This is a genomic window from Stappia sp. (genome assembly GCF_965276915.1).
In the GTDB taxonomy this organism is placed as follows: Bacteria; Pseudomonadota; Alphaproteobacteria; order Rhizobiales; family Stappiaceae; genus Stappia.
In genome coordinates, this window is record NZ_OZ255709.1 from 4,809,415 (window position 1) to 4,832,901 (window position 23,487).

The 23,487-nt window shown below is 66.2% G+C and carries 22 protein-coding genes; 5 read left to right on the plus strand and 17 right to left on the minus strand.

Annotated elements, in window-relative coordinates; translation table 11 throughout:
* Position 1: 1 nt before the first annotated feature.
* From ACQY46_RS22480 to ACQY46_RS22490, 3 genes are read left to right on the plus strand one after another with little or no spacing between them, the layout of a single operon-like run.
* A complete protein-coding gene (locus ACQY46_RS22480) occupies positions 2-793 on the plus strand; it encodes an ABC transporter permease (RefSeq protein WP_428698185.1) in 792 nt (263 codons plus the stop codon).
* On the plus strand, positions 790-1,827 hold the full coding sequence (locus tag ACQY46_RS22485) for an ABC transporter ATP-binding protein (protein WP_428698186.1): 1,038 nt from the start codon (positions 790-792) through the stop codon (positions 1,825-1,827). The genes ACQY46_RS22480 and ACQY46_RS22485 overlap by 4 nt, the downstream gene beginning before the upstream one ends.
* Positions 1,824-2,633, plus strand: coding sequence for a phosphodiesterase (locus ACQY46_RS22490; protein WP_428698187.1), 810 nt, complete (start codon positions 1,824-1,826; stop codon positions 2,631-2,633). Before ACQY46_RS22485 ends, ACQY46_RS22490 begins: the two co-directional genes overlap by 4 nt.
* Before the next feature lie 103 nt (positions 2,634-2,736).
* Here ACQY46_RS22490 and ACQY46_RS22495 read toward each other — a convergent pair whose 3' ends face one another.
* From ACQY46_RS22495 to ACQY46_RS22515, 5 genes are all read right to left on the minus strand, one after another.
* Positions 2,737-3,660 (minus strand): 3-keto-5-aminohexanoate cleavage protein, encoded by a 924-nt coding sequence (locus ACQY46_RS22495; RefSeq protein ID WP_428698188.1) that lies wholly within the window; start codon positions 3,658-3,660, stop codon positions 2,737-2,739.
* A gap of 11 nt (positions 3,661-3,671) precedes the next feature.
* Positions 3,672-4,607: a 3-hydroxyacyl-CoA dehydrogenase gene (locus tag ACQY46_RS22500; RefSeq protein WP_428698189.1), complete on the minus strand. Its 936-nt coding sequence runs from the start codon at positions 4,605-4,607 to the stop codon at positions 3,672-3,674.
* A 115-nt stretch (positions 4,608-4,722) separates the two neighbouring features.
* Entirely contained in the window at positions 4,723-7,236 is a 2,514-nt protein-coding gene (locus tag ACQY46_RS22505; protein ID WP_428698190.1) for an ATP-binding cassette domain-containing protein, read from the minus strand.
* A 5-nt stretch (positions 7,237-7,241) separates the two neighbouring features.
* The gene (locus tag ACQY46_RS22510) at positions 7,242-8,111 is read right to left on the minus strand and encodes a branched-chain amino acid ABC transporter permease (RefSeq protein ID WP_428698191.1); all 870 of its coding nucleotides are present in this window, start codon (positions 8,109-8,111) and stop codon (positions 7,242-7,244) included.
* Between the two features lie 75 nt (positions 8,112-8,186).
* Positions 8,187-9,434, minus strand: coding sequence for an ABC transporter substrate-binding protein (locus ACQY46_RS22515; RefSeq protein ID WP_428698192.1), 1,248 nt, complete (start codon positions 9,432-9,434; stop codon positions 8,187-8,189).
* A gap of 128 nt (positions 9,435-9,562) precedes the next feature.
* Between ACQY46_RS22515 and ACQY46_RS22520 the strand changes: the two genes are divergently transcribed.
* Together ACQY46_RS22520 and ACQY46_RS22525 are read left to right on the plus strand one after the other, a co-directional pair.
* On the plus strand, positions 9,563-10,258 hold the full coding sequence (locus ACQY46_RS22520; RefSeq protein ID WP_428698193.1) for a GntR family transcriptional regulator: 696 nt from the start codon (positions 9,563-9,565) through the stop codon (positions 10,256-10,258).
* A 17-nt stretch (positions 10,259-10,275) separates the two neighbouring features.
* A complete protein-coding gene (locus ACQY46_RS22525; protein WP_428698194.1) occupies positions 10,276-11,052 on the plus strand; it encodes an SDR family oxidoreductase in 777 nt (258 codons plus the stop codon).
* A 38-nt stretch (positions 11,053-11,090) separates the two neighbouring features.
* On the opposite strand, the gene ACQY46_RS22530 is transcribed toward ACQY46_RS22525, so the two are convergent.
* From ACQY46_RS22530 to ACQY46_RS22585, 12 genes are all read right to left on the minus strand, one after another.
* Positions 11,091-12,983 (minus strand): bifunctional sugar phosphate isomerase/epimerase/4-hydroxyphenylpyruvate dioxygenase family protein, encoded by a 1,893-nt coding sequence (locus tag ACQY46_RS22530; RefSeq protein WP_428698195.1) that lies wholly within the window; start codon positions 12,981-12,983, stop codon positions 11,091-11,093.
* The gene (locus tag ACQY46_RS22535; RefSeq protein ID WP_428698196.1) at positions 12,980-14,059 is read right to left on the minus strand and encodes a Gfo/Idh/MocA family protein; all 1,080 of its coding nucleotides are present in this window, start codon (positions 14,057-14,059) and stop codon (positions 12,980-12,982) included. The genes ACQY46_RS22530 and ACQY46_RS22535 overlap by 4 nt, the downstream gene beginning before the upstream one ends.
* A gap of 42 nt (positions 14,060-14,101) precedes the next feature.
* Complete coding sequence (locus ACQY46_RS22540; protein WP_428698197.1) at positions 14,102-15,628, minus strand: tripartite tricarboxylate transporter permease; 1,527 nt, start codon at positions 15,626-15,628, stop codon at positions 14,102-14,104.
* Position 15,629: 1 nt separating this feature from the next.
* A complete protein-coding gene (locus tag ACQY46_RS22545) occupies positions 15,630-16,112 on the minus strand; it encodes a tripartite tricarboxylate transporter TctB family protein (RefSeq protein ID WP_428698198.1) in 483 nt (160 codons plus the stop codon).
* 64 nt (positions 16,113-16,176) lie between these two features.
* A complete protein-coding gene (locus tag ACQY46_RS22550) occupies positions 16,177-17,169 on the minus strand; it encodes a tripartite tricarboxylate transporter substrate binding protein (protein ID WP_428698199.1) in 993 nt (330 codons plus the stop codon).
* A 160-nt stretch (positions 17,170-17,329) separates the two neighbouring features.
* On the minus strand, positions 17,330-18,256 hold the full coding sequence (locus ACQY46_RS22555; RefSeq protein ID WP_428700552.1) for a LysR family transcriptional regulator: 927 nt from the start codon (positions 18,254-18,256) through the stop codon (positions 17,330-17,332).
* Positions 18,257-18,314: 58 nt separating this feature from the next.
* Positions 18,315-18,791, minus strand: coding sequence for an L-2-amino-thiazoline-4-carboxylic acid hydrolase (locus ACQY46_RS22560; protein WP_306029472.1), 477 nt, complete (start codon positions 18,789-18,791; stop codon positions 18,315-18,317).
* Positions 18,792-18,862: 71 nt separating this feature from the next.
* Positions 18,863-19,576, minus strand: a complete 714-nt coding sequence (locus tag ACQY46_RS22565; RefSeq protein ID WP_428698200.1) for an ABC transporter ATP-binding protein — start codon at positions 19,574-19,576, stop codon at positions 18,863-18,865.
* Positions 19,573-20,328, minus strand: a complete 756-nt coding sequence (locus ACQY46_RS22570) for an ABC transporter ATP-binding protein (protein WP_428698201.1) — start codon at positions 20,326-20,328, stop codon at positions 19,573-19,575. Before ACQY46_RS22570 ends, ACQY46_RS22565 begins: the two co-directional genes overlap by 4 nt.
* Positions 20,325-21,335, minus strand: coding sequence for a branched-chain amino acid ABC transporter permease (locus ACQY46_RS22575; RefSeq protein ID WP_428698202.1), 1,011 nt, complete (start codon positions 21,333-21,335; stop codon positions 20,325-20,327). The genes ACQY46_RS22570 and ACQY46_RS22575 overlap by 4 nt, the downstream gene beginning before the upstream one ends.
* Positions 21,328-22,242, minus strand: coding sequence for a branched-chain amino acid ABC transporter permease (locus ACQY46_RS22580; RefSeq protein ID WP_428698203.1), 915 nt, complete (start codon positions 22,240-22,242; stop codon positions 21,328-21,330). The genes ACQY46_RS22575 and ACQY46_RS22580 overlap by 8 nt, the downstream gene beginning before the upstream one ends.
* A 171-nt stretch (positions 22,243-22,413) precedes the next feature.
* Positions 22,414-23,487 carry an ABC transporter substrate-binding protein gene (locus ACQY46_RS22585; protein WP_428698204.1) on the minus strand — a complete coding sequence of 358 codons (1,074 nt, stop codon included), beginning with the start codon at positions 23,485-23,487 and terminating at the stop codon, positions 22,414-22,416.

Consider the following 23,487-nt stretch of genomic DNA (forward strand, 5'->3'; position numbering starts at 1 on the left):
GATGCGCATGACCATGCCCCGCGCACTGCAACTCGCCGTGACGCTGCTGACCGCGGCCTTCCTCATTGTGCCGGCCATCCAGTCGGTGCTTGCCGGCCTCACCGTCAACTATTTTCGCGGCATTTCCTCCGGCCTGACGCTGAAATGGCTCGGGCAGGTGTGGGAGCTCTATGCCGGCAGCATCGCGCTGTCGATGTGGCTGGCCGTAAGCTGTCTTGCGGTGACTTTGGCGCTTGGCGTGCCTGCCGCCTATGCGCTGGCCAAGACCCCCGGCCGGATGTCGCGGGTCCTGGAGGAGTTCATCTCCCTGCCCCTCGCCGTGCCGGGTCTCGCGCTCGCGCTGGCCCTGCTGCAGCTCTACGGCTCGATGCAGGGGTTCCGTACCTCCTGGCTCTTCATCCTGGTCGGCCACGTGCTCTATACGCTGCCCTTCATGGTGCGCTCGGTGCTCGCCGTCCTCATGGCGATGGACCTCAGGTCGCTGGAGGAAAGCGCCGCGACCCTCGGTGCCTCGCCCTGGACCCGGTTCCGCACCGTCGTCGTGCCCAACGCCATGCCGGGCATTCTCGCCGGCGCGCTGACCGTGGTGACGCTGTCGATCGGCGAGTTCAACCTGACCTGGATGCTGCACACGCCCTATCTGAAGACCCTGCCTGTCGGCCTCGCCGACAGCTACGCCTCGATGCGCCTCGAGATCGCCTCCGCCTACACGCTCGTCTTCTTCGTGATGATCGTGCCGCTGCTGATGGCGATGCAATGGGCCACCGACAGAGCGCAAAGGATCACCCGATGACCCTGACCATCGCCAATGCCAGCAAGACCTATCCCGACGGCACCCGCGCGCTGCGCCCGACCAGCCTGACGGTCGGGCCCGGGGAAATCCTGTCGCTGCTCGGCCCGTCGGGCTGCGGCAAGACCACCTTGCTCCGGATCATCGCGGGCCTTGAGCGCCCCGACCCGGGCAGCGAGGTACGTTTCGGCGACGAGGACGTCACCCGGCTGGCGGTCGAGCGCCGCAATGTCGGCATGGTGTTCCAGTCCTACGCGCTGTTTCCCAACATGTCGGTGCGCGCCAATATCGGCTACGGACTGAAGGTCCGCAAAGTGCCCTCCGCCGAGTTGACGCGGCGGGTCGACGAGGTGCTCGCCCTGTGCCGGCTCGAGGATCACGCGGAACGCCCGGTCACCGCCCTCTCCGGCGGTCAGCGCCAGCGCGTCGCCCTTGCCCGCGCCGTTGCCCCGCGTCCGCGCATCCTGCTGCTCGACGAACCGCTTTCCGCGCTCGATGCCGCGCTGCGCGACAGCCTGCGCGACGAACTGGCCGCCATGCTGCGCCAGTTCGACATCACCGCCGTCTTCGTCACGCACGACCAGAGCGAGGCCTTGGCGATCGCCGACCGGATCGCGGTCATGTCGGACGGCGTGATGCAGCAGGTCGGCAAGCCTGAGGAGCTTTATCGCTCCCCGGCCTCGGCCTTTGTCGCGCGCTTCATCGGCAACGCCATGCCGCTTCCCGGCCGGATGGAGCCGGGACGGCTCGTCCTCAGGGGCGGCGTCCTTCCGGTGCCGGAAGCGGCCGTCGGCTCGAACGTCTATGTCCGCGCCGAGGACATTCACCTGGATGAGGACGGGCCGCTGCAGGGAACGCTTGAAACCGTCTCCTTCTCCGGTGGCCACTATCGTCTCGGCATCCGCGATGTCGTCGAGGACACGCTGTTCGCCACTCATCCCGGGCGGCAGGCGCCCGCCCCCGGCGACAGCGTGCGGCTGCGCATTTCTCCCGACGACCTCGTCTTCCTCCCCCAATCAGGTCACATGCCCGAATGACGAAGATCCTGCAGATTTCAGACACGCATATCGTTCCCGCCGGAACCCTTGCCTACGACAAGGTCGACACGGCCGCTGCCCTTTCCGACACCGTCGCCACCATCAACCGGCTTCTGCCGCAGGTCGGCCCGGTCGAACTGGTCATCGTCACCGGCGACCTGACAGAGCACGGCACGGACGAGGAATATGCAAGGTTTCGCGACATTCTCGGCGACCTGACGGTTCCGTACTGCGCCGTTCCGGGAAACCACGACCGGCGCGAGCCGATGCGCCAGGCTTTCGCCTCGGCGGACTGGATGCCCGTTGTCGGGCCGCTCGACTGGATGACCGAGTTTTCGGACATGGCGGTGATCTGCGTCGACACGCTGGTCGAGGGGGCCGCGCACGGCGCGCTGTCACAGGCCTCAGCCCGCTTCCTGCGCGAGAGCCTCGCCCGCCTCGGCGGCAAGCCGGTGCTGCTCGGCCTGCACCACCCGCCCTACGCCTCCGGCATCGCGGCGATGGATGCGCAGAACCTCATCGACCCTTCGCCGCTGCGCAAGGCGCTTGCCGGCTATCCCGGCGAGGTGCGGATCGTCTGCGGCCACCTGCACCGCACGATCACGGGACTGTTTGACGGGCGCATCTGCCAGGTCTGCCCGGGCACCTCGCACGCGGTGACGCTCGACCAGCGGCGGGATGCCGGCAACAGCCTGACAGTGGAACCCGGCGGCATGCTCCTTCACGAGATCCGCGAAGGCGCGCTCCTGTCGCACTGGATCCCGGTCGGCCGGTTCGACGGCCCGCATCCCTTCCTGGGCGTCTAGGTCCGGGATCCCGGGCCTGCATTTGCGGTCTGCATGGCAACGAGGCGGCCCGAACGCGGCCGCCTCCTGCCCTCATGCCGGGCGCACCCGAAAGGCGGTCTGGTCAGAAAGCGACCTGGTCACCGCCCTTGAGATGCAGGATCTCGCGCGCCTCGTCGGGCGTTGCCACCTCCAGGCCGAGGCCGTGGATGATCTGCTTGGCCTTCTCCACCTGCTCGGCATTCGATTTCGCGAACGTGCCCGGACCGGACCAGAGCGAATCCTCGAGACCGACGCGGATGTTGCCGCCCATGGCCGCAGCCGTCGCCGCGATCGGGAGCTGGTTGCGCCCGGCTCCCAGCACCGACCAGACATACTGGTCGCCGAACAGCCGGTCGGCGGTGCGCTTCATGTGCATGACATCCTCGGGATGCGCGCCGATGCCGCCCAGCAGGCCGAACACGGTCTGCACCAGCAGCGGCGTCTTCACCTGTCCCTTGTCGAGGAAATGGGCAAGGTTGTAGAGATGCGAGACGTCGTAGCATTCGAACTCGAAGCGGGTACCGGCCTCGCTCAAGGTGTCCAGGACGAAGGCGATGTCCTGGAAGCTGTTGCGGAAGACGATGTCGCGGTTGCCCAGATGCTCCTTCTCCCAATCATGCTTGAAGTCCTTGAAGCGGTCGAGCATCCCGAACAGGCCGAAATTCATCGAACCCATGTTCAGCGAGGCAACCTCCGGCCGGTACTTGCGGGCCGGCTCCACCCGCTCGGCCACCTTCATGTAGGGCGCTCCGCCCGTGGTCAGGTTCAGGACCGCATTGGTCCCCTGCTTGATGGTCGGCAGGAAGGCCGCGAACCCTTCCGGGCTCTGGTCCGGCTTGCCGGTCTCGGGGTCGCGTGCGTGCAGATGGATGATCGCCGCGCCCGCCTCCGCCGCGCCCAGCGCCGCGTCGATGATCTCCTGCGGCGTCACCGGCAGCGCCGGCGACATGGACGGGGTGTGGATCGCACCGGTCACCGCGCAGGTGATGATGACTTTCTTCTTCATTCTCGAACTCCTCAACCGGCCTTCGGGGCCTCGGCAAGATGGGCCGCAAGCGCGGCCAGACGGGTGTTGCGCCAGGCGGCGCGGGCGGCAAGACGCTCCGGCTCGGCCGCATGCGGCCAGCTCTCGAGCAGCCGCGCGACCTGCGCCTCCTCGTAAACTTCAGGCCCGGCCGGGCTGGCGGCAAGGCGCTTGTAGAAGCCCGTGTAGCGGGCGCAGTAATCGGGAATGCCGCCGGGCGCGTTCAGCTCGATCGTCGCCAGCGGCCCGATGAAGGACCAGCGCCGGGCAAGGCCGTCGGTCAGCGTCAGGTCGAGATCCTCGGCACCGATGACGCCTTCCTCCACCAGCCGGAACGCCTCGGCCAGCAGCGCGCCCTGCAACCGGTTGAGGACGAAGCCTTCCATTTCCTTGTGAACTGTGACCGGGGTCTGGCCGACGGCCCGGTAGACCTCCACCGCCCGTTCCACCACGGCCGGATCCGTCCACGGCGCGCCGCAGACCTCGACCAGGGGAATGAGATGCGGCGGATTGACCGGATGCCCGACGAGGCAGCGTCCCCTGCCGGCCAGACCCTCTGTGAACAGCGAAGCGACAATCGCCGACGTGGACGAGGCCAGGATCGCGTCGGGCGGCGCCAGCCTGTCGAGTTCGCGGAAGAGCGCGGTCTTGACCTCGACCTTCTCCGGTCCGTTCTCCTGGACGAAACTCGTGCCGGAAAGGCACGCGTCCAGCGTTTCGGCCACCGTGATCCGCGCGGCAATGGCCTTCGCGTCCGCAACCAGTTCGGCGCGCTCCAGGACGTCGAGATCAGCAGTGACGGCCGCCGCGAACCCCGAGCGGGTCGCTTCGTCCGGGTCCCAGACGGAAACCTCCCGGCCGGCCCGCGCGAAGACCACGGCCCATGCCCGGCCGATCAGCCCGGCGCCGACGATCGATGCTTTTGTCATTCGTCAAACTCCCGCATCACCATGGCCGGCCGCGAATCGGGCCGGGCCGCATATATCGTTGAGTCTAATAGGCCAAAGGAGCATGCGGGCGGAAAACCCTCTCCTTCCGTCCGGTCTACAACCACAGCACCTTGCGCCTGAGGTCGAAATCGTCCCTGAGGGCCGCCGACGGACCCTGGTGGATGACGCGGCCGCGCTCGAGCGCGACGGTGCGGTCGGAAAGCGCCAGCGCGAGATCGAGATTGTGGTCGACGATGATGATCGAGACTTCCTTGCGCAGCCGGTCGAAGCTCTCGAACAACTGTTCGACCACGGCCGGAGCCAGCCCCTCGAACGGCTCGTCGAGCAGCAGCAGCTTGGTGTCGCCCGACAGGGCCCGGGCAACCGCGACCATTTGCTGCTCGCCGCCCGACAGCATGTCGGCCGGTGTCTCCAGCCGCTCGCGGATGCGGGGGAAGAACTCGAATATCTTCTCTTCGTCCCAGTGGCTGCCGGCGCCCGTGCGCCGCTTCAGACGTCCCAGTTCCAGGTTGTGGCGCACCGACATGCCGGCGAAGAGCCCCCGGCCCTGCGGCACATAGCCGATCCCCGCGCGCGCCTTTTCCGAGGCAGGCCAGGACGCGATATCGGTTTCCCCGAGCGTGATCGACCCGGAACTGACCGGCGCGATGCCGATCAGGGACTTGAGCATCGTCGACTTGCCCGCGCCGTTGCGGCCGAGCAGCGCCATGATCTCGTGATTGTGCAGCTCGAAGCTCACGTCCCCCAGGATATGGCTCTTGCCATAATGGGTGTTGAGCCCTTCCACCTTGAGCAACACGTCGGCGGACGCGGCACTTTCGCGCGGCCGCGCGGCGATGGCGGCGTTGCCGGCACCGATGTAGACCTCCTGCACCACCGGTGAGGTGCTGGCGCTTTGCGCGTCGCCGTCGAGCAGCACCCGCCCCTCGTTCATCACCGTCACCGCGTCGGCGAGCTGGAACACCCGGTCGATGTCATGCTCGACCAGCAGGACCGGCATCTCGCGCGAAATCGTCTTGATCAGGTCGCCGACCCGGACACGTTCGGCCGCCGCAAGCCCGGCAAGCGGTTCGTCAAGCAACAGGATCCGGGGCTTTGCGGCAAGCGCCAGCCCGAGATCGAGAAGCCGCTGGCCGCCATAGTAGAGCGATCCGGCCTGCGCCTTTTCCATGCCCGCAAGGCCGAGCCAGTCGATCAGCTCGCGCGCCTCCGCCAGCGTCGCGGGATAGTCGCCCGTCGGTCGCCACGAATTGAAGCTTCCCGGGCTGCGCGCCTGGACGGCGAGGCGAATGTTTTCCTCGACGCTGAGATCGGGGAAGAGGTTGGTGATCTGGAACGACCGTCCGATCCCCAGTTCCGCCGCCGCCTCCGGGCTGCCGCTGGCCACCGGCCTGCCCATCACGGAAACATGGCCCGTGTCCGGCGCGATCATGCCCGACATCAGGTTGAACGCCGTCGTCTTGCCCGCGCCGTTCGGCCCGATCAGGGCATGCAGCGAACGGTCGGCGACCTTCAGGGTCACCCCGTCCACGGCCTGCAGCGCGCCGAACGCCTTGGATATGCCATGCGCCTCCAGCGCGGGACCTTCCACCGGCGTGCCGGGGCGCAGGTGAACCGGCAGGGGTCGCTCCTCGATCTTGCGGCCGGCCATCGCCGCCTCGACCTCGGGCGCGGGGCGGATCATCCGCCAGACCCTTTGCCAGACGCCCGTCAGCCCGTCCGGCGAGAACACCACGAAGCCGACGAACAGGAGCCCGAACCAGAACAGCCAGTTCGGCGTGTAGATCGACAGGAACTCGCGGAACAGCACATAGAACAGCGCCCCGATCATCGGCCCGACAAAGCTGCGCATGCCGCCGATCACGACCATGGCAAGCAGTTCGCCGGAAAAGATCACGCTGATCGGCTCGGCCGAGGTCATCCGGTTCTTGTAGAGCAGCAGGATGCCGGCAAGCCCGGTGATGCTGGCCGATGTGACGAAGGCCGCCAGCTTGTAGCGGTTGGTACGATAGCCGAGAAAGCGGGCCCGCTGCTCGTTCTCCCGGATCGCCACCAGCACGGAGCCGAGCGGGGAATGATAGAGCCGCCAGAGCAGGTAGACGATGGCAAAACCGATGCCGGCGACAAGCAGGTAATAGTTCCCCGGCGCCTCGAAATCCATGCCGGCAAAGGCCGGCCGGGTGATGCCGCCCAGGCCGTTCTCGCCGCCCGTGACCTCGGTCCAGCGGAAGGCGATGACGTAGAGCATCGCCGACAGCGCCAGTGTCAGCAGCGAGAAGTAGACGCCGCGCCGGCGCAGGATCAGGAAGCCGAACACCGTCGCGACGACGGCCGTCGCGCCCACGCCGATCAGCGCCGGTCCCCAGAAGCTTTCGGGAAACAGCGACCGCTGTGCGATGCCGGCCGCATAGGCGGCAAAGCCGAACCAGGCGCCATGGCCGAAGGAGACGAGGCCGGTATGTCCGGTGAGGACGTTGAGCGCCATGCAGGCGATGGCGAAGATCACCACTTCGGCGGCCGATGTCATCGTCAGGCCGATCGACAAGAGCAGGAAGGGCATGACGACGAGGCCGGCCGCGGCGGCGACAAGAGGCATGTATCTCTGCATGGGGGTCACTCGAAGCGGGTGATGCGCTCGCCGAACAGTCCGCGCGGACGCAGGAGCAGGATCGCGAGCATCAGGAAGTAGATCGCGGCGGTCGAGAAGGCGGAAAAGCCCAGCCCCACCATCGCGCCCTTGACGAGACCGACCAGCAGCGCGGCAAGCACCACGCCCCAGAACGAGCCGAGGCCGCCGATGACGACGACCACGAAGGCCGGGGTCAGGATCTCCGCGCCCATCGCCGGGTGGATCGTGTAGATCGGCGCAAGCAGCACGCCGGCAAGGCCGGCAAGCCCGATACCCAGACCGGCGACGGCCGCCATGTAGGGCCGCAGCGAGATGCCGAGCGCCCCCACCATGTCGGGATCCTGCACACCGGCGCGCACCACCCGGCCGAAGGCGGTCCTTTCAAGGAGCAGCCAGAGCCCGCCGACGCAGGCCGCCGCGATCACGATCAGGAACACCCGGTAGCGCGAGTAGATGAAGTCGCCGATGAAGACCTGGCCCCGCAGCAGATCCGGTATCGAATAGGACAGTGGCGCGGCTCCGAAGATCATGCGCAGCGACTGCTCCGCGACCATGGCAAGGCCGAAGGTCAGAAGCAGCGAATAGAGCGGGTCGAGTCGGTAGTAGCGGGTGAAGAGGAACCGTTCCACCAGCATGCCCAGCATGGCGACAAGCACCGGCGAGACGACGAGCGCGCCGCCGAAGCCGAGCCTCGGCGCGATCACCAGCGTCAGGTAGGCGCCGATCGCGTAGAAGGCGCCATGTGCCAGGTTGATGATGCCGCCGAGCGAGAAGATCAGCGAAAGGCCGAGGGCGATCAGGAGGTAATAGACGCCGTCGAGAAGGCCGTTCAGCAGCTGCATGACAAAGAGCATGGGGAAGCGCGCTCCGGTAGGAAACCCGTTGCGCCGGCCGCCCGGGGGCAGGCGGCCGGCGCCGGGGGAGGAAGATCAGCCCGGGAAGGTGCAGGCGTTCTCGTCGCCGGTGGCGGCGATCAGCTCCAGGCTCTCGTCCTTTCCGGGCACCGCCTCGGACGAGGTGAAGATGTCCCACTGGTTCTTGACCTGATCGGCCGGCAGCGCGGTGATGCCGTACATCTCGTTCATGAACTGGTGGTCGCTCGCCCGGAAATAGCCTTCGCGCGTCTTCAGCACATCGAAGGTCGCGCCGCTTTCCAGATGCCTGACGATGTCGGCACTGTCGGTGGAGCCGGTCTCCTGCATCGACTGGGCGATGATCTTGATGGCGTTGTAGTCGCCCCAGGCCTGGTTCTCCGGCGGCTTGCCGTGTCGCTCGGTGAAGGCGCTGACGAAGGCGCGGCTGCCGTCCGTGTCCACCAGATGGTGCCAGACCGACGGCCACGACCCGACGAAGTTGCCCTTGCCGGCAGCCCAGGCCAGTGCCATGTCGAAACCGAACCCGCCAAGCGGGAAGTCGAGGCCGAACTCGGCATACTGCTTGAAGAAGTTGGTGGTCTGCTGTCCGGCGAGATTGAGGATCACGAGATCGGGCTTTGCAGCGCGGATCTCCAGCAGATAGGCCGAAAAGTCGGTCGCATCCGTCGGCACCAGGGCGGAGCCGGCGAAGCTGCCGCCATTGGCTTCCATGAAGCGCTTGGCGACCTTGAGAAGGTCGTGGCCGAAGGCGTAGTCGGCGGTCATCGAGTACCACGACTTGCCGTTGACCAGCCCTTCGCGGACGTAATACTGGCCGATGGACTTCACATACATCGAGTTCTGCGCCTCGATGTGGAACATGAACTTCTGGCAGTCCGAACCGCGCAGGGCGTCGGAGTTGCAGCCGGTATTCATGAACAAGGTGCCGGTGCGCTGCGCGACCTGACCGATGGCCAGCCCCGAGGCGGACGAGATTTCACCGACAATGCACGCGACCTTGTCCCGCTCGATCATGCGTTCCGCCTTGGTCGAGGCGGTTTGCGGGTTCACCGAATCTTCCTGCAGCAACTCGATCGGCCGGCCCAGCACGCCGCCGGCCGCGTTGATCTCGTCGACGGCAAGCTTCGAGGCCATCGCGGCATATTCGCCAAGCGGTCCGAGAAAGCCGGTGCGCGGCGTCAGATGCCCGAAACGAAGCACGTCCTGCGCACGCAGGATCGGCGGGGCAGCCAGCGTGAATGCCGCCGCGCCTGCGCCGGCCTGCAGCAGCCGCCGGCGTGAAATGGTCGATACCTTGGTCATTCGCTCCTCCACATGGATCCGATCAGGGCCTGGTCACGATCTTTGTCGCGTTATGTGATCTGTAATCTGTGATCACAGTTTATCTTGTGCTATAAACCACCACCTGTCGAGAGATTTCTAGGGAACCCATGCCCGACGCACTCGTGAACGAAACACCGTTGCTCGTCCCGCCCACCCTGGGCGACCAGACCTTCCGGCAACTCAGCGGCCTGTTGATATCCGGCCAGATCGCGCCGGGAGAACGCCTGTCGATCCGCGAGATCGCCGAAGCCTTCGGCGTCTCGATGACGCCGGTGCGCGAGGCGGTCAGCCGGCTGGCGGCAACGGGCGCGCTCGAGGTCTCCCGAAACCGCGCCGCCACGGTGCCGGTGATGAATGTCCAGAAGTTCCGCGACATCACCAGGGTCCGGATCGAGATCGAAGGCTTCGCCGCGGCACTCGCCGCCGAAAACCGCACGGCCGAGGATCTGAAGGCGATCGAGGCGGCGGAGGGCGCCTTCCGCGACCTGAGCAGCGCCAGGCCGCAGGATGTCTCCAATGCCGTCCAGCGGAACCAGCAGCTGCATTTCGAGATCTATGCGGCGGCCCACTCGCCGACCCTGCTGGAGATCGTCCAGGCGCTCTGGCTGCGCGTCGGCCCGGTGCTTAACCTCGACCTGCGCGAGAACCCCGACCGGCTCGAATCGGGCATCGCCACCATCTGCCACGCGGAGGCATTGGACGCCATCCGCAACCGCGATCCGGCGGCCGCCCGCGCGGCCATCGCCCGCGACATCGACGCCGCCGCGCGCTTCATCGAACGCCAGAACAAGCTGCCGTCCTGATCCAGGAGAACCCGAGAATGGACCTCAACCTTCAAGACCGGCGCGTGATCGTCACCGCCGGGGCTGCCGGCATCGGCCTGGAAATAGCCCGTGCCTTTGTCGAGGAGGGCGCCAGGGTCTGGGTCTGCGACGTCGACGACGACGCGCTTGCCGCCCTTTCGTCGAGCGACCCGGCGCTCTCCGCGCGCCATTGCGACGTCTCCGACCGGGAGAGCGTCGCCCGCTTTTTCCAGGAGGCGACGGCCGCGCTCGGCGGGCTCGACGTGCTGGTCAACAATGCCGGCATCGCCGGTCCGACCGCGCGCATCGACGACGTCGCACCCGAGGACTGGGACCGCTGCCTTGCCGTGTGCCTGACGGGACAGTTCAATTTCGCCCGTCTCGCAGCCCCCCTGCTGCGGCAGAGCGACAGCGCCTCGATGATCAACCTTTCCTCGCTTGCCGGCCGGCTGGGCTTTGCCATGCGAACCCCTTACGCGGCGGCGAAATGGGGCGTGATCGGGCTGACCAAGTCGCTCGCCATAGAGCTCGGCCCGGACGGCGTGCGCGTCAATGCCGTGCTGCCGGGGCTGGTCGCCGGCGATCGGCAGCGGCGCGTCCTGGAGGCCAAGGCCCAGCGGCGCGGGCAGTCCTTCTCCGAAGTCGAGGCGGAGGCCTTCTCCTACACGTCCATCCGCGAATACGTCACGCCGCGCCAGATCGCCGGCCAGGTCCTCTTCCTGGCGAGCGAGCACGGCCGGACGATTTCGGGCCAGGCGATTTCCGTGTGCGGCGACACCAGGATGCTTGCCTGAGAAGGTTGGCCCGAGAAGGCTTGCCGGCGGGACCCGGCTCAGCACCGCGGGATCGTGTCGGAGCGCAGTTGCCGCTTCTGGGCGGCGATCCGGAACTGGGCGTTGGCCGCGCCGTAGCCCTTGTATCCGCCACGCCGCTCGACAACCTCGAAGAAGAACCCTTCCCCGTAATTGGGGCTGTAGAGCTGGAAATACTCTCCCTCTCCGTCCCGGTCGTAGAGAATGTTCCGCACCCGCAGGCGTTCGGCGAAGTCTGGATCGAGGCCGAACCGCGCTTCCAGGTCGTCATAATAGTTGCGCGAGATCTCCAGTGCCCTGAACCCCTTCGCCTCGAGCGCGGCGGCGCTGACGAAGATGTCGTCGGTGGCGAAGGCGATATGCTGCACGGCCGAGCCGAAGCTTTCGGCGATGAAGCGGCCCGCAAGCGTGCGCCTGTTCTCCGCCCCGTTGAGCGTGATGCGCAGATTACCGTCCGCCGTCTCGATCGCCTGGCTTCGCACGAGCCCGGCCGGGTCGACCACATCGACCATGGGCGTCTTCCGCGTGGCGAAGATCGACGTGTAGAACAGCATCCAGGTCAGCATCTCCTCGTAGTTCATCGTCTGCGCCAGATGGTCGATGCGGGTAAGGCCGGCGGAAGGCTCCTCCTTCCCCGCCGCCAGCGGCCGGAACTCGGTCTCCCAGACCCGTGCCAGTTCCGCCGTGTCGTCGATGAAATGCATCACGCCGCCGCCGACGCCGCGGATCGCCGGGATCTTCAGCTCCCCCGGACCTGCCGGCTGCTCGAACGTGTCGGCCCCGAGCGCCCGAGCCCGGGTCACGGTGGCAGCGGCATCGGCGACCTTCAGTCCGATATCGCAGACCGACGTGCCGTGGACGAGATAGGAGGAGTGCGAAAATCCTTCCCGCTCCGTGTTGATGACAAGGTTGATGCCGCCCTGGCGCCAGAGGGTAACGTCCTTGGAGACGTGCCGTCCGATATGCGCAAAGCCGAGCGCCTCGAACATGCCCGCCAGCACCTCGGCCTCCGCCTCGTCGGCGGCAAACTCGACGAACTCGATGCCCTCGACCTCGATGCGGTCGGGCATTTCGGTCACCTCGATGCGAATGTCCGGCTCCAGCCGCCGCACCTGGTCCATCAGGTAGACCAGCGACCGGTGCCCGTCGACGGCGATGGATTTCGGCGACCCGCCGCGGAACTGGTCGTTGAAGATCTCCAGCGACAGCACTCCGTCATAGCCGGTCGCGGCCACCGCCCGCATGAAGTCGGTGACGGCAAGGTCCCCTTCGCCGGGCATGTTGCGGAAATGCCGGCTCCAGTAGAGCAGGTCCATGTCGATCAAGGGCGCGTCGGCAAGCTGCACGAGGAAGATGCGGTCGCCCGGGATCGAGCGGATCGTGTTCACGTCGGTCTTGCGCGCCAGCGTATGGAAGCTGTCGAGAATGAGACCGACGCTGTCGTGACCGGCCCTTCGCACGATCTCCCAGGCATCGCGGTGGTCGTTGACATGCCGCCCCCAGGCCAGCGCCTCGTAGCCGACGCGCAAGCCCCGCGCCGCGGCGCGCGCGCCCAGTTCGGCAAAGTCCCCGGCCGCCCGGTCGATGCCGCCAAGCGCCACGCTCGACACGTTGGAACACACGAGCATCAGCTCGGTGCCCAGTTCCTGCATCAGGTCGAACTTGCGCTCCGCCCGGTCGAACGCGCGCGTGCGGTGCGGTTCCGGCATGCCCTCGAAATCGCGGAACGGCTGGAACAGCGTGATCTCCAGCCCCGCGTCCCTGACCATCTCGCCGACATCGCGCGGACGTCCGTCGAAGGCAAGGAAGTCGTTCTCGAAAATCTCGAGCCCGTCGAAACCGGCGGCCGAGATCGCCGCCAGTTTCTCCCGGAAGTCGCCGCTGATCGAAACGGTTGCGATGGACGTTTTCATGATGCACGGGCCTCGCTGTGCGGGAGATCGGGGTCGCTGCCAACGGAAAGAAGGCTCACCTGCCGGCCGCTTGCGGCCGCTTGCCGGATGGCATCGAGGACTTCGAGCGTTGCCAGTCCTTCCTCGCCGGGCACAAGCGGCTCCGCCCGGCCCAGCGCCACCTGGCAGAAATGGCGCATCTGCAGGGCCAGCGGGTCGCCGCCCTGGCGGGTCAGGGCCTTGCGCGAGATCGGTTGGCCCCAGTCGGCCTCGCCTTCGTAATGCCAGAGCCCCAGATCGGGCAGCGACAGCGACCCGGCGGTTCCCCCGATCGTGTAGCAGGCGGCGGAGGTTCTGGGATAATCGGGGTTCTCGCCCGCCGTCAGCTCCCAGCTCCAGGGCGCGACAACCGCGTCGGAGACGGTCATCGTCGCCAGCGCGCCGCTGCAAAAGCGCAGGATGACGGCCGCCGTGTCCTCGACCGCGTGGCCGCGGGCGATCGAGGCCTGTTGCGCCTGCACCGCCGCAACGTCGCCGCACAGGTGGCGCATCAGGTCGATGTCGTGGATCAGGTTGGTCAGCATCGGCCCGGCGCCCGGCTGGGTGCGCCAGGGGATGTCGAAATAGCTGTCCGGCTTGCGAAACCAGCACTGGGCGCTGACGGCAACGAGCCGGCCGATCGCCCCCGCCTCGATCTGTGCCCGCGCGGCTGAAATCAGCGGATTGTGGCGCCGGTGATGGCCGACAAGCAGCGGCACGCGCGCCTCGCGCGCGGCGCGCACCAGGTCGCGCGCGGCGGCGGGCGTGTCGGCGAGCGGCTTTTCCACCAGCACCGGAACCCCGGCGGCGACGCATTCAAGCGCCTGCGGCACGTGCAAGCGGTTGGGGGTCGCCACGACCACGCCGTCCGGGCGCATTTCGCAAAGCATCTCGCCCAGCGAGGAAAACCAGGCCGCCTCGAGCGTCGCGGCGACGTCACGGGCTTCGGGCGAGGGATCGACCACGCCCGCGAGCTCGCCTTCCCGCATGACATGCGCCATGTGGACAAGGCCGATCTTGCCGGCCCCGACAACCGCTATGCGGGCTCTTTGCTTCATAAGGTCGTGCCCCGGGGCATCGGCGAGGGCGGCGGCGGTGACCTAACCCGCCTCGCCGCCACTCGCCTGTCTGCGTTGCAGCAAGGTCCGTATCCAGCCGCCCGCCGGCGTCTGCGACAAAAGCAGCGCCAGAAAGGCGATCAGCAGGACAAGCGAGATCGGGTGCGAGACGAAATCCCAAGCGAAGGTGCCAAGGTCGTTGCGCGCTCCGATCATCGCCCGCCGGTAATTGGCATCCATCATCGGCCCGAGAATGACCCCGAGAATGACCGGCCCCACCTGGAAGCCGTACACTTTCAGGAAATAGCCGAAGACGCCGAAAAGCAGCATCCAGTAGATGTCGACCGGATTGTTCTGGATGGCATAGGAGCCGACCGCCGAGAGAATGACGATCAGCGGGATCAGGATCGCTTTCGGGCACTCGACGATCTTCGTGAAGATGCGGATGCCGGTCAGTCCGAAGATCAGCAGGAAGACATTGGCGAGCGCCAGGTTTCCGACCGTGAACCAGAACAGGTGCGGCGTCTCGACGAGCAGCAGCGGCCCCGGCTTCAGCCCGTGGATGAACAGCGCCCCGATGATCACGGCGGTGACCGCATCGCCCGGGATGCCGAGCGTCAGCATCGGCACGAAGGCCCCGCCGACGGCCGCGTTGTTGGCCGCTTCCGGGGCGATCAGCCCTTCCTTCGCGCCTTCGCCGAAAGGCACGTCCGGGTCCTTGGTCACCCGCTTGGCATCGTCATAGGCAAGCAGCGCGGCAATGTCGCCGCCGGTGCCCGGCAGCGCGCCGATCACCGTACCGATGCCGGAGGCCCGCAGTGCCAGCTTGAAATAGCGACGGATGTCCGAGAACCGGGGAATGACCCGGTCGATCTTCTGCTTCACCGCCGGCAGGTCGAGATTGTGCAGCTGGACAAAGGCCTCCGCCACGCCGAAGAACCCGATCATCGCCACCACATAGGGGATGCCGCCCATCAGCGTGATCGTGTCGAAGGTGAAGCGCCCCTCCGCCGTCATCGGATCGAGGCCGACCATGCCGATGAGCACACCGAGCGCCCCGGCGAACACGCCCTTGGCGAAGCTCTCGCCCGACAGCGTGCCAACGAGCAGAATGCCGATCATCGCCAGCAGCAGGTAGTCGCGCGAGGTGAACTTCAGCGCGAAATCGGAGAGCAGCGGCGCAAAAAGGGCCAGCGCGAGAATGCCGACGAAGCCGCCGAAGACGGACATGATGGTGGTCAGGCCGATCGCTTCCCCCGCCTCGCCGCGCTGCGCCATCGGATAGCCGTCAAGCGCGGTGGCGATCGCGCTCGGCGCGCCGGGAATGTTGAGCAGGATCGCGGTGCGCGAGCCGCCGTAGACGCCGCCGATATAGACGCCGGCGATCAGCGCAAGGGCATCGTTCACGTTCCATTTGAAGGTGAAGGAGATCAGGATCGAGGCGGCCATCGTGACCGAAAGGCCGGGGATCGCGCCGACATAGATGCCGGCCAGCGTTCCCGCCGCCGTCAGCATCAGGAGCCAGGGGTCGAACCAGGAGATCGTCAGGTATCCCAGAACCTCGACCATCTCAGAACAGCCCCGGCAGCAGCGTGCCCTTGGGCAAAACGACCTGGAAGATCACGCGGAAGAGCAGGTAGATCGCACCGAGCGACAGGGCGGTGATCGCCGCCGTCAGCACGATGTTCCGCCGCCAGAGAAACTGGATGCCGAGAAAGAGAAACAGACCGGAGGCGGGAACGAATCCGAGCCAGGGCATCGTCGCCACATAGGCACCGACCAGCGCCAGCATCACCACCTGCCGAAGCGGCGTGATCTCCGCCACGAAGCGGCGCAAGCCCCCGTCGGCAGCGCGCCGGCCAGCGGCCTTGCGCAGGATCGCCAGCGCCGACACGACCATCAGGCCGCTTGCCAGCATCGGAAAGACGCCCGGCGTCGAGAGGCCCGAGAAGCCCGAGATCCTGGTGGCTTCCCAAAGCAGCCAGAGGCTGAAGGCGAGCATGAGGACGGCGAAGGCGAGTTCTCCCGGCCGCCGCGAAGCCTGCGTGGACATGGGTCTTCCTCCCGGACAAGATGGAACCGCGGCCGGGCGCGTGGGAACCCGGCCGCAGGCAGGCTTACGGACGCGGAATTCCGAGGCTCTCCGGGCTGACCTTGGCGCCGCCCGTGTCCTGCAGGGCCCAGGCCGTGACCTGCTGCCACTTGACGAGGAAGGTCTCGGCCTCCTCGCCGGAGATGTTCATCATCACGTTGCCGCGATTGGCCATCAGCGTCTGGAACTCGGCGCTTTCAGCTGCCGTCGCAAACGCTGCGACCAGCTTCGCCTTCACGTCGTCCGGCGTGTCCTTCTTGACGAACACACCGTAGAACGGCCCCCACGGCAGGTAGCTTGCCATCCCGGGAAGGGTCTCGGTGACCGCCGGCACGCCCGGCAAGGTGTCGACGGGAGCGTCGTTGACCACGGCGAGCGCGCGCATCTTGCCCGCCTTGATCTGCTCGGCCGCCGCCGAAAGGCCGGACGGCATGAAGTCGACCTCGCCGCCCAGCATCGCCGTCAGGCCGGGGCCCTCGCCGTCGAAGGGGATCGCGATGACGTCGAAGGGCGCGGAATTGGAAATCAGGGCGCTCACCGTCGAGGGCAGGCCGCCGGGGCCGGTCGAGCCCATCTTGACGCTGCCCGGATTGGCCTTGATGTCGTCCATCAGTTCGCCGAACGTCTTGTACTTCGAGCCTTCCGGCACGACCACCACGGCAACGCCGCGCCCCAGGATGTTGACCGGATAGAAGTTCGAATAGTCGAGCTTGCCAACGCCCATCACCGGATGCAGCTGCGGGTTCTCGGCACCGTACAGGAACGTGTAGCCGTCACCCGGCGCGGCGTTCACATACGCGGTCGAGATGGCGCCGGCGCCGCCCGACTTGTTGAGCACCACGATCGGCTTGCCGAGCGCGGCCTCGGCGGCCGGGTTGATGGCGCGGGCGACCGTGTCGGTGGCCCCGCCTGCGCCCCACATCACGACGCCCAGCAGCTCGCGCTCCGGAAATTCGGCGGTGGCAACGCCTGCGGAAAGGGCAAGAGCCGCAAGGGCTCCGGCAAAAGTGCGGATCATGGTGTCCTCCCAGACTTGTTCTTTGGCGTCCCGCCGGGTCCTCCCAGACCTGACGATTGGCGGGCCGCCTCTACACCGCGATGGGGTGTGCACGGCAAAAGGTTTGCACGTCGAATGACTTAACGCAAATACCAATAATTACGATATCCATAACCTTGTGTTATGAAAGTCCGCGCCGGGTGACCGCGTCCATTTCGCCGCGCAGCAATTCGATGAACGCTTCCGCGAAGCCCGATATCTCGAGATCGGAGCGCCGGGCAACATAGGTTCGGAACGGCGTCTTCTCGACGATCGGAACGAGACGGATGTCGCGGTCCGGGCCGTGCAGTTCGGCGACCGTGAAATTGTCGAGCACGGCAACGCCGAGGTTCTGGCGCACAAGACCAAGCACCGTCGTGCCGAACCGGGCCCTGATCTCGATACGGAAATCGAGACCCTGCCGGGAGAAGATGTCGGCAAGGATCGCCCCGTAAGGATCCGCCGGGTCGATGCCGATCAGCGGAAAGGCGGCGATGTCGGCGGCGCTGACCCTCTCCAGCCGGGCGAGCGGATGATCGCGATGGGCGACGCAGACGAGGTTCCCGACCGCCAGGTGCTCGAACACGATCGAGGGATGGTCGAAGCGATGGCTCATGCACACGAACTGCCCCTTGCCAAGGAGAAGGAAATCGATGGCCTCCTCGATCTTGAGGATCTCGATATTCATCCGGATGTCGGGGTAGCGCGCCTTCAGCCCGGCCGCCGCGCGGGGCACCAGCACGTTGGCGATGCTCGGCACCGAGGCCAGCGATATCTCGACATCGTGGCCGCGTTCCATCTGCCCGATCGAGACCTGCAGGTGGAGGAGTTTCTTGTGAACTTCCTGCAGCTGCAGGAAGACCTGCTGCGATTCCGGCGTGGGAACATACCGGCCGCCGCTGCGGGTGAAGAGCTTGATGCCGAGCGAGGCTTCCAGATGCTTCATCGTCCGGCTGATGCCGGGCTGCGCCACGTTCAGGATGCGGGCCGCGCCGGCGATCGAGCCCGCCACCATGACGGCGCGCAGGACCTCGATCTGTCGGAGCGTGAGGGACTTCTCGTTGGCCATCGCGGCCAAGGCTACAGCCCTGTCCGGACGTTGGAAAGCCGGCAGGCAATCCCCTCGTTCAGGACTGTTCCCCGCCGCGATGCAGCCGGTAGCGGAAGTCGCAATGGCCCGCGCCCTTCATGATGGTCTGGGTGCGCGTCAGTTCCATCTTCGGATTGTATCCGATGCAGAAATCGCCATCCCGATTGCAGGAGAGAAGGTGGCCGATATCGCCGAGCCCCATCTCCTTGTACATCTCCGAATAGCGGCAGCGGGTGATGTTGAAGTCGAGCCTGTCCGGCCCTTCCTCGATCACGTCCATCTCCAGCGCCCCGTCCATCTTCCACAGCGGCAGGAGGTCGGCGAAATCCTTGAGGTCCGGCTCGTGGTCCTCCTTGTCGCGGAATTCCTTGCCCTGCGCGATGGCGGAATTGGAGACAGCATCGCCGATCACCTTCTCCGCCTCCTCGCGTCCGTGGCGCTCTACCAGGACGTCGAAGACATGCTTGAGGACCGCAGCCTCGATGCGGCGTTTCTCGATCATCGGAAGCGTCATGGCAGTGTCCTTTCGCGTCTTTGTGGCACCCGTGTCCGGGGCACCCTGTCCGGGGCAGCAGGAGCGCGCGGCTAGGCCTGCGCGCCCACATGCCCTCCCAGATAGGCATCGGCAACCCGGCTGTCATTGGCAAGCTCGCTCGCCGCGCCTTCCATCACGATCCGCCCGCCCTCGATCACCGCCGCCCGGTCGGCGATCCGGAGCGCTGCCCTGGCGTTCTGCTCGACGATCAGGATCGCATAGCCTTCCGCGCGGATCTCCTCGACGAGGTCGAAGATGAAGCGCACCAGCATCGGGGCAAGGCCGAGCGAAGGCTCGTCGAGAAGCAGCACCTTCGGCTTGCGCATCAAGGCCCGCCCGATGCACAGCATCTGCTGCTCGCCGCCCGAAAGCGACCCCGCTCCCTGCTTCAGCCGTTCCTTCAGCTTGGGGAACAGCTTCAGCACATGGTCGAGTTCCTGCGTGCCGAGCGGCCCGCCCCCGATGGTGAGATTTTCCAGGACGCTCATGTTGGAAAAGATCTGCCGCCCCTCGGGCGCCTGCAGGATGCCCTTTTCCACGATCTGGTGGCTTTTCAGGCCGGCGATGTTCGCGCCGTCATAGCGGATCTCGCCCCCCGTCGGCTGGTAGATCCCGGAGATGCAGCGCATCAGGCTGGTCTTGCCGACGCCGTTGGCGCCCAGGATGGCGAGAATGCCCTTGTCCGCGAGGCTCAAGGTGATCTCGTGCAGGATGTCCTGGACACCGATGCGCAGCGACAGGATTTCGATTTCGAGAACGTTCACTCGTCCACCCCCAGATACGCTTCGAGAACCTCTCGCGTCTGCCGCACGACGGCAGGTTCGGCATCGGCGATCTTCTTGCCCGAGGCGAGCACGACGATGCGCTCGCAGATGCTCATGACGAGCCCCATGTCGTGTTCGACAAGCATGACCGTCAGCCCGTCCGCGTGCAGTTCCTTGATGAAGGCGGCAAGCTCGGCCGTCTCGGAATCGTTGAGCCCCGCGGCCGGCTCGTCCAGCACGAGAAGATCCGGCTTCATCGCCAGCGCCCGCCCGATCTCCAGATACTTGCGCTTGCCATAGGCAAGGTTGGCCGCAAGATCGTTGGCATACCGGGTCAGCTGGACCTTCTCAAGCGCCTCCCAGCTCCGTTCCGAAATCTCCCTGGCCCGCTTCGAGCCGGAGCGGATTGCCTGCCAGGGGCTCTGGCCGATCGCCCCGACCGCACCGACCGACACATTGTCGAACACGGTCATGTTGGGGAAGACGCGCAGGTTCTGGAACGTGCGCGAGATGCCCCGGCTGGCGATGACCGAGGGCTTCAGCCCGCTGATCTTCTCGCCGCGATAGCGGATCTCGCCCGAGGACACCGGCGTGAAGCCGGAAATCAGGTTGAACAGGGTCGTCTTGCCGGCGCCGTTCGGCCCGATCAGCCCGACCAGTTCGCCTTCCCCGACGCTGGTGGTGACGCTGTCGACCGCCATCAGGCCGCCGAAGCGCCGGGAGACGTCGGAGACCTCCAGCATGGCGCTCATTTCCAGCCCACCTTCTGCTTGTCGGGATTGTCCTGCCAGGCCGCACCCATCTGGCGGCGGATGAAGTTGAGCGCCGGCACCTCTCCGAACAGCCCCTTGGGCAGGAACAGGATCGAGAAGAACAGCACGAAGCCGACGATGACGTTGCGCATGTCGCCCACCTCGCGCAGGACCTCGGGCAACAGGATCAGCAGCAAGGCGCCGATGACGGCGCCGGGAATGCTGCCCAGCCCGCCGACCACGACCATGGCGAGGATCAGGATCGATTCGGCGAAGTCGAAGTCCACCGGTGAGATGTAACGCGTGGTGTAGGCCCACAGGGCGCCCGCGATTCCGGCGAAGAAGGACGAGATCATGAAGGACTCGATCTTCAGCCGGACCGTGTTGATGCCCATCGCATCGGCACACTGGTCGTCCTCGCGCAGGCTGCGCAGGGCATTGCCGTAATACGAATGGCTCAGCCGGTGGATGACCCAGATCGAGGCGCAGACGACGGTCGCCACCACGAAGTAGATGCCCAGCTCGCTCTCGACGGTGTAGCCGAACAGCTCGATCTCGGAGTTCAGGCTGACGCCGTTCGGCCCCTTCGTCACCTCGACCCAGTTCTGCAGGACGAGGAAGATCATCTGGCCGATGCCGAGCGTCGCGACGGCGAAGTAGATGCTGACGAGACGCATGGTCGGCAGGGCGACGACGAAGGCGATGGCCGCCGCGCCCAGGCCCGCCAGCGGCAGGCCGAGGGTGAAGCCGATGCCGTAGTCGGCCCCGGCCAGCGCCGCGATATAGGCGCCGACGCCATAGAAGGCGGCATGGCCCAGATGCAGCAGGCCGGCAATGCCCGTGACCAGCTGCAGCGACACGGCCAGCAGCGAGAAGATCAGGGCGGTCATGACCACCTGGTAGATGTAGCCCTTGCTGAGATACTCCAGCAGGAACGGAAGGGCGACGAACAGCACCGCCAGGATGGCGAGCTTCATGCCCGCCGACTGAATGAAGTCCTTAGACACGTTCCCTCCTCGCTCCGAAGAGCCCCTGCGGGAAGAACACCAAGGTGACGATGAGGAAGATATACGCGACCATGTCGGCCCAGACCGACGACATGAACGTGGTCGACATGCTCTCCGCCACACCCAGCACGAGGGCAGCGATCACGGCCCCGGGTATCGAGCTCAAGCCGCCCATGACCATGGCGACAAACGCCTTGACGCCCGGGATGAAGCCCATCGAGGGGAACACCGCGCCGTAATAGAGCCCGACGAGAATGCCGGCGAGCGCGCCCATCATCGAGCCGATGACGAAGGTCAGCACGATGGTGCGGTCGGTGTTGATACCGACATATTTCGCACCCAGCGGATTGTTCGACACCGCGCGGATGGACAGGCCGATGGAGCTGTATTTCAGCAGCCACTGCAGCCCGCCCAGCATCAGCACCGAGACAACGAAGATGATGATGTCGCCGTTGACGATGGTGACCGGGCCGAGCGAGATCGGCTTGTTGATCAGGTAGCTGATGTCGATGGTCTGGAACTCGGAGCCGAACAGCAGCTCCATGGCCTCGCGGGCGATGATCGACATGGCCAGCGAGGACATCAGCGTCGCTTCGCGCATGGCCCGCGATTTCAGCGAGGCTTCGTCCGAAAATCTTCGGAATGGCCTGAACGCCAGCCTTTCCAGGCTGAAGCCCGCCAGCGCACCGACCGCCAGCACGATGAAGACGATGACGAGGAACGGCGGGCCGAAGGCGGCGATCGCCATGATGCCGGCGAAGGCGCCGATCGTGTAGACCTCGCCATGGGCGAAGTTGACGACGTTGAGAACGCCGAAGATCAGCGTGAAACCGATGGCCATCAGGGCATAGACCATGCCCAGGGATATGCCGATCGTGAACTGCTGCAGATAGTATGGATCGATCACGGGTGTCTGTCCTGGCAAGCTAGGAACACTGGAACCAGACGTACCGGCAGCGCTCCCCGCCCCCGGAGGTCCGGGTGATGGCGGCGGCAGTTCCCCGATACGCACAGGCCCTGCGGAGCCCCGCTGCGTCTTCCCTCCCCGGACGGCAGCCCGGGGAGGGAAAGCGCGACGTTACTTGAGCGGGACGAACTGGCCGTCGGTCACCGTCGCCTTGGTGAGCTGCTTCAGGGCCTCGCCGTTCTCGTCGAAGGACGTGACGCCGGTAACGCCCGGGAAGTCCTTGGTCTTGGCCAGCTCGTCGCGGACGTTCTGGCGCGAGACGTCCGGATAGGCACGGGCGACGGCCTCGAGCATGATGTTCACGGCGTCATAGGCCTGGGCCGGGAACTGGCCGGGCTCGGCGCCGTCGCGGGCGGCCTTCCACTCGTCGACGAAGGTCTTGACGTGGTCGCTCTCGCTGTTGGGCAGGAAGGTGACCGTCAGGAACAGGTCTTCGGCGGCCGGTCCGGCGAGCTCGACGAGCTTCTGGTTGTAGGCGGCGGAGGTCGAATAGACCGGGGTCTCGACGCTCAGCTGCTTCATCTGCTTGAGGAACTGGGCGCCGTCCTCATAGAAGAAGCCCGTGTAGATCGCGTCCGGCTTGGACCGCTCGATCTTGGTGATGATCGAACGGAAGTCCGGCAGGCCGCGGTTGAAGAACTCGGTGAAGACCACCTCGCCGCCATTGGCCTCGACCTTCTCGGCGAAGTCCTTGACCACCGACTGTCCCCAGTCGGTCTGCTCGGCGATCACCGCGATCTTCTTGTAGCCGCCCTCGTTCATCCAGTCGGCGTTGTAGACGCCTTCCTGGGCCTGCGTGGTGATGTTGCGGAACTGCCATTCGGAGATCTTGGCGAAGTCCGGGTGCGAGGCGGTCTGGCTCAGCTGGGCCATCTCGGCGCGCTTGTAGACCTGGGCCGCGGCCATCGAGACGGTGGAGGTGAAGTCGCCCAGCGCCGCGACGATGCGGTCGTCATCGACAAACTTGCGGGCGATCGCGACACCTTCCTTGGCGTCGGAGCGGGAGTCCTCGAAAATGATCTCGACCGGCACTTTCAGCTTGCCGGAGGCGTTGAAATCCTTGAGGGCGATCTCCGCCGCCGTCTTGAAGTCCTGGCCATACTGGGCCGTATTGCCGGTGAGCGGCAGCTGGTAACCCAGATAGACCGGCCCTTCGGCAACAGCGCTGATGGGGAGAGCAAGCAA

Bases quoted from the DNA above. Each gene is read 5' to 3' on its own strand.
- ACQY46_RS22540 (WP_428698197.1), bottom strand. From the start codon at position 15,628: ATGGTCGAGGTTCTGGGATACCTGACGATCTCCTGGTTCGACCCCTGG.
- ACQY46_RS22500 (WP_428698189.1), bottom strand. From the start codon at position 4,607: ATGACAAAAGCATCGATCGTCGGCGCCGGGCTGATCGGCCGGGCATGG.
- ACQY46_RS22485 (WP_428698186.1), top strand. From the start codon at position 790: ATGACCCTGACCATCGCCAATGCCAGCAAGACCTATCCCGACGGCACC.
- ACQY46_RS22510 (WP_428698191.1), bottom strand. From the start codon at position 8,111: ATGCTCTTTGTCATGCAGCTGCTGAACGGCCTTCTCGACGGCGTCTAT.
- ACQY46_RS22495 (WP_428698188.1), bottom strand. From the start codon at position 3,660: ATGAAGAAGAAAGTCATCATCACCTGCGCGGTGACCGGTGCGATCCAC.
- ACQY46_RS22525 (WP_428698194.1), top strand. From the start codon at position 10,276: ATGGACCTCAACCTTCAAGACCGGCGCGTGATCGTCACCGCCGGGGCT.
- ACQY46_RS22570 (WP_428698201.1), bottom strand. From the start codon at position 20,328: ATGAGCGCCATGCTGGAGGTCTCCGACGTCTCCCGGCGCTTCGGCGGC.
- ACQY46_RS22550 (WP_428698199.1), bottom strand. From the start codon at position 17,169: ATGATCCGCACTTTTGCCGGAGCCCTTGCGGCTCTTGCCCTTTCCGCA.
- ACQY46_RS22505 (WP_428698190.1), bottom strand. From the start codon at position 7,236: ATGCAGAGATACATGCCTCTTGTCGCCGCCGCGGCCGGCCTCGTCGTC.
- ACQY46_RS22535 (WP_428698196.1), bottom strand. From the start codon at position 14,059: ATGAAGCAAAGAGCCCGCATAGCGGTTGTCGGGGCCGGCAAGATCGGC.
- ACQY46_RS22515 (WP_428698192.1), bottom strand. From the start codon at position 9,434: ATGACCAAGGTATCGACCATTTCACGCCGGCGGCTGCTGCAGGCCGGC.
- ACQY46_RS22480 (WP_428698185.1), top strand. From the start codon at position 2: ATGCGCATGACCATGCCCCGCGCACTGCAACTCGCCGTGACGCTGCTG.
- ACQY46_RS22545 (WP_428698198.1), bottom strand. From the start codon at position 16,112: ATGTCCACGCAGGCTTCGCGGCGGCCGGGAGAACTCGCCTTCGCCGTC.
- ACQY46_RS22490 (WP_428698187.1), top strand. From the start codon at position 1,824: ATGACGAAGATCCTGCAGATTTCAGACACGCATATCGTTCCCGCCGGA.
- ACQY46_RS22530 (WP_428698195.1), bottom strand. From the start codon at position 12,983: ATGAAAACGTCCATCGCAACCGTTTCGATCAGCGGCGACTTCCGGGAG.
- ACQY46_RS22560 (WP_306029472.1), bottom strand. From the start codon at position 18,791: ATGACGCTTCCGATGATCGAGAAACGCCGCATCGAGGCTGCGGTCCTC.
- ACQY46_RS22520 (WP_428698193.1), top strand. From the start codon at position 9,563: ATGCCCGACGCACTCGTGAACGAAACACCGTTGCTCGTCCCGCCCACC.
- ACQY46_RS22555 (WP_428700552.1), bottom strand. From the start codon at position 18,256: ATGGCCAACGAGAAGTCCCTCACGCTCCGACAGATCGAGGTCCTGCGC.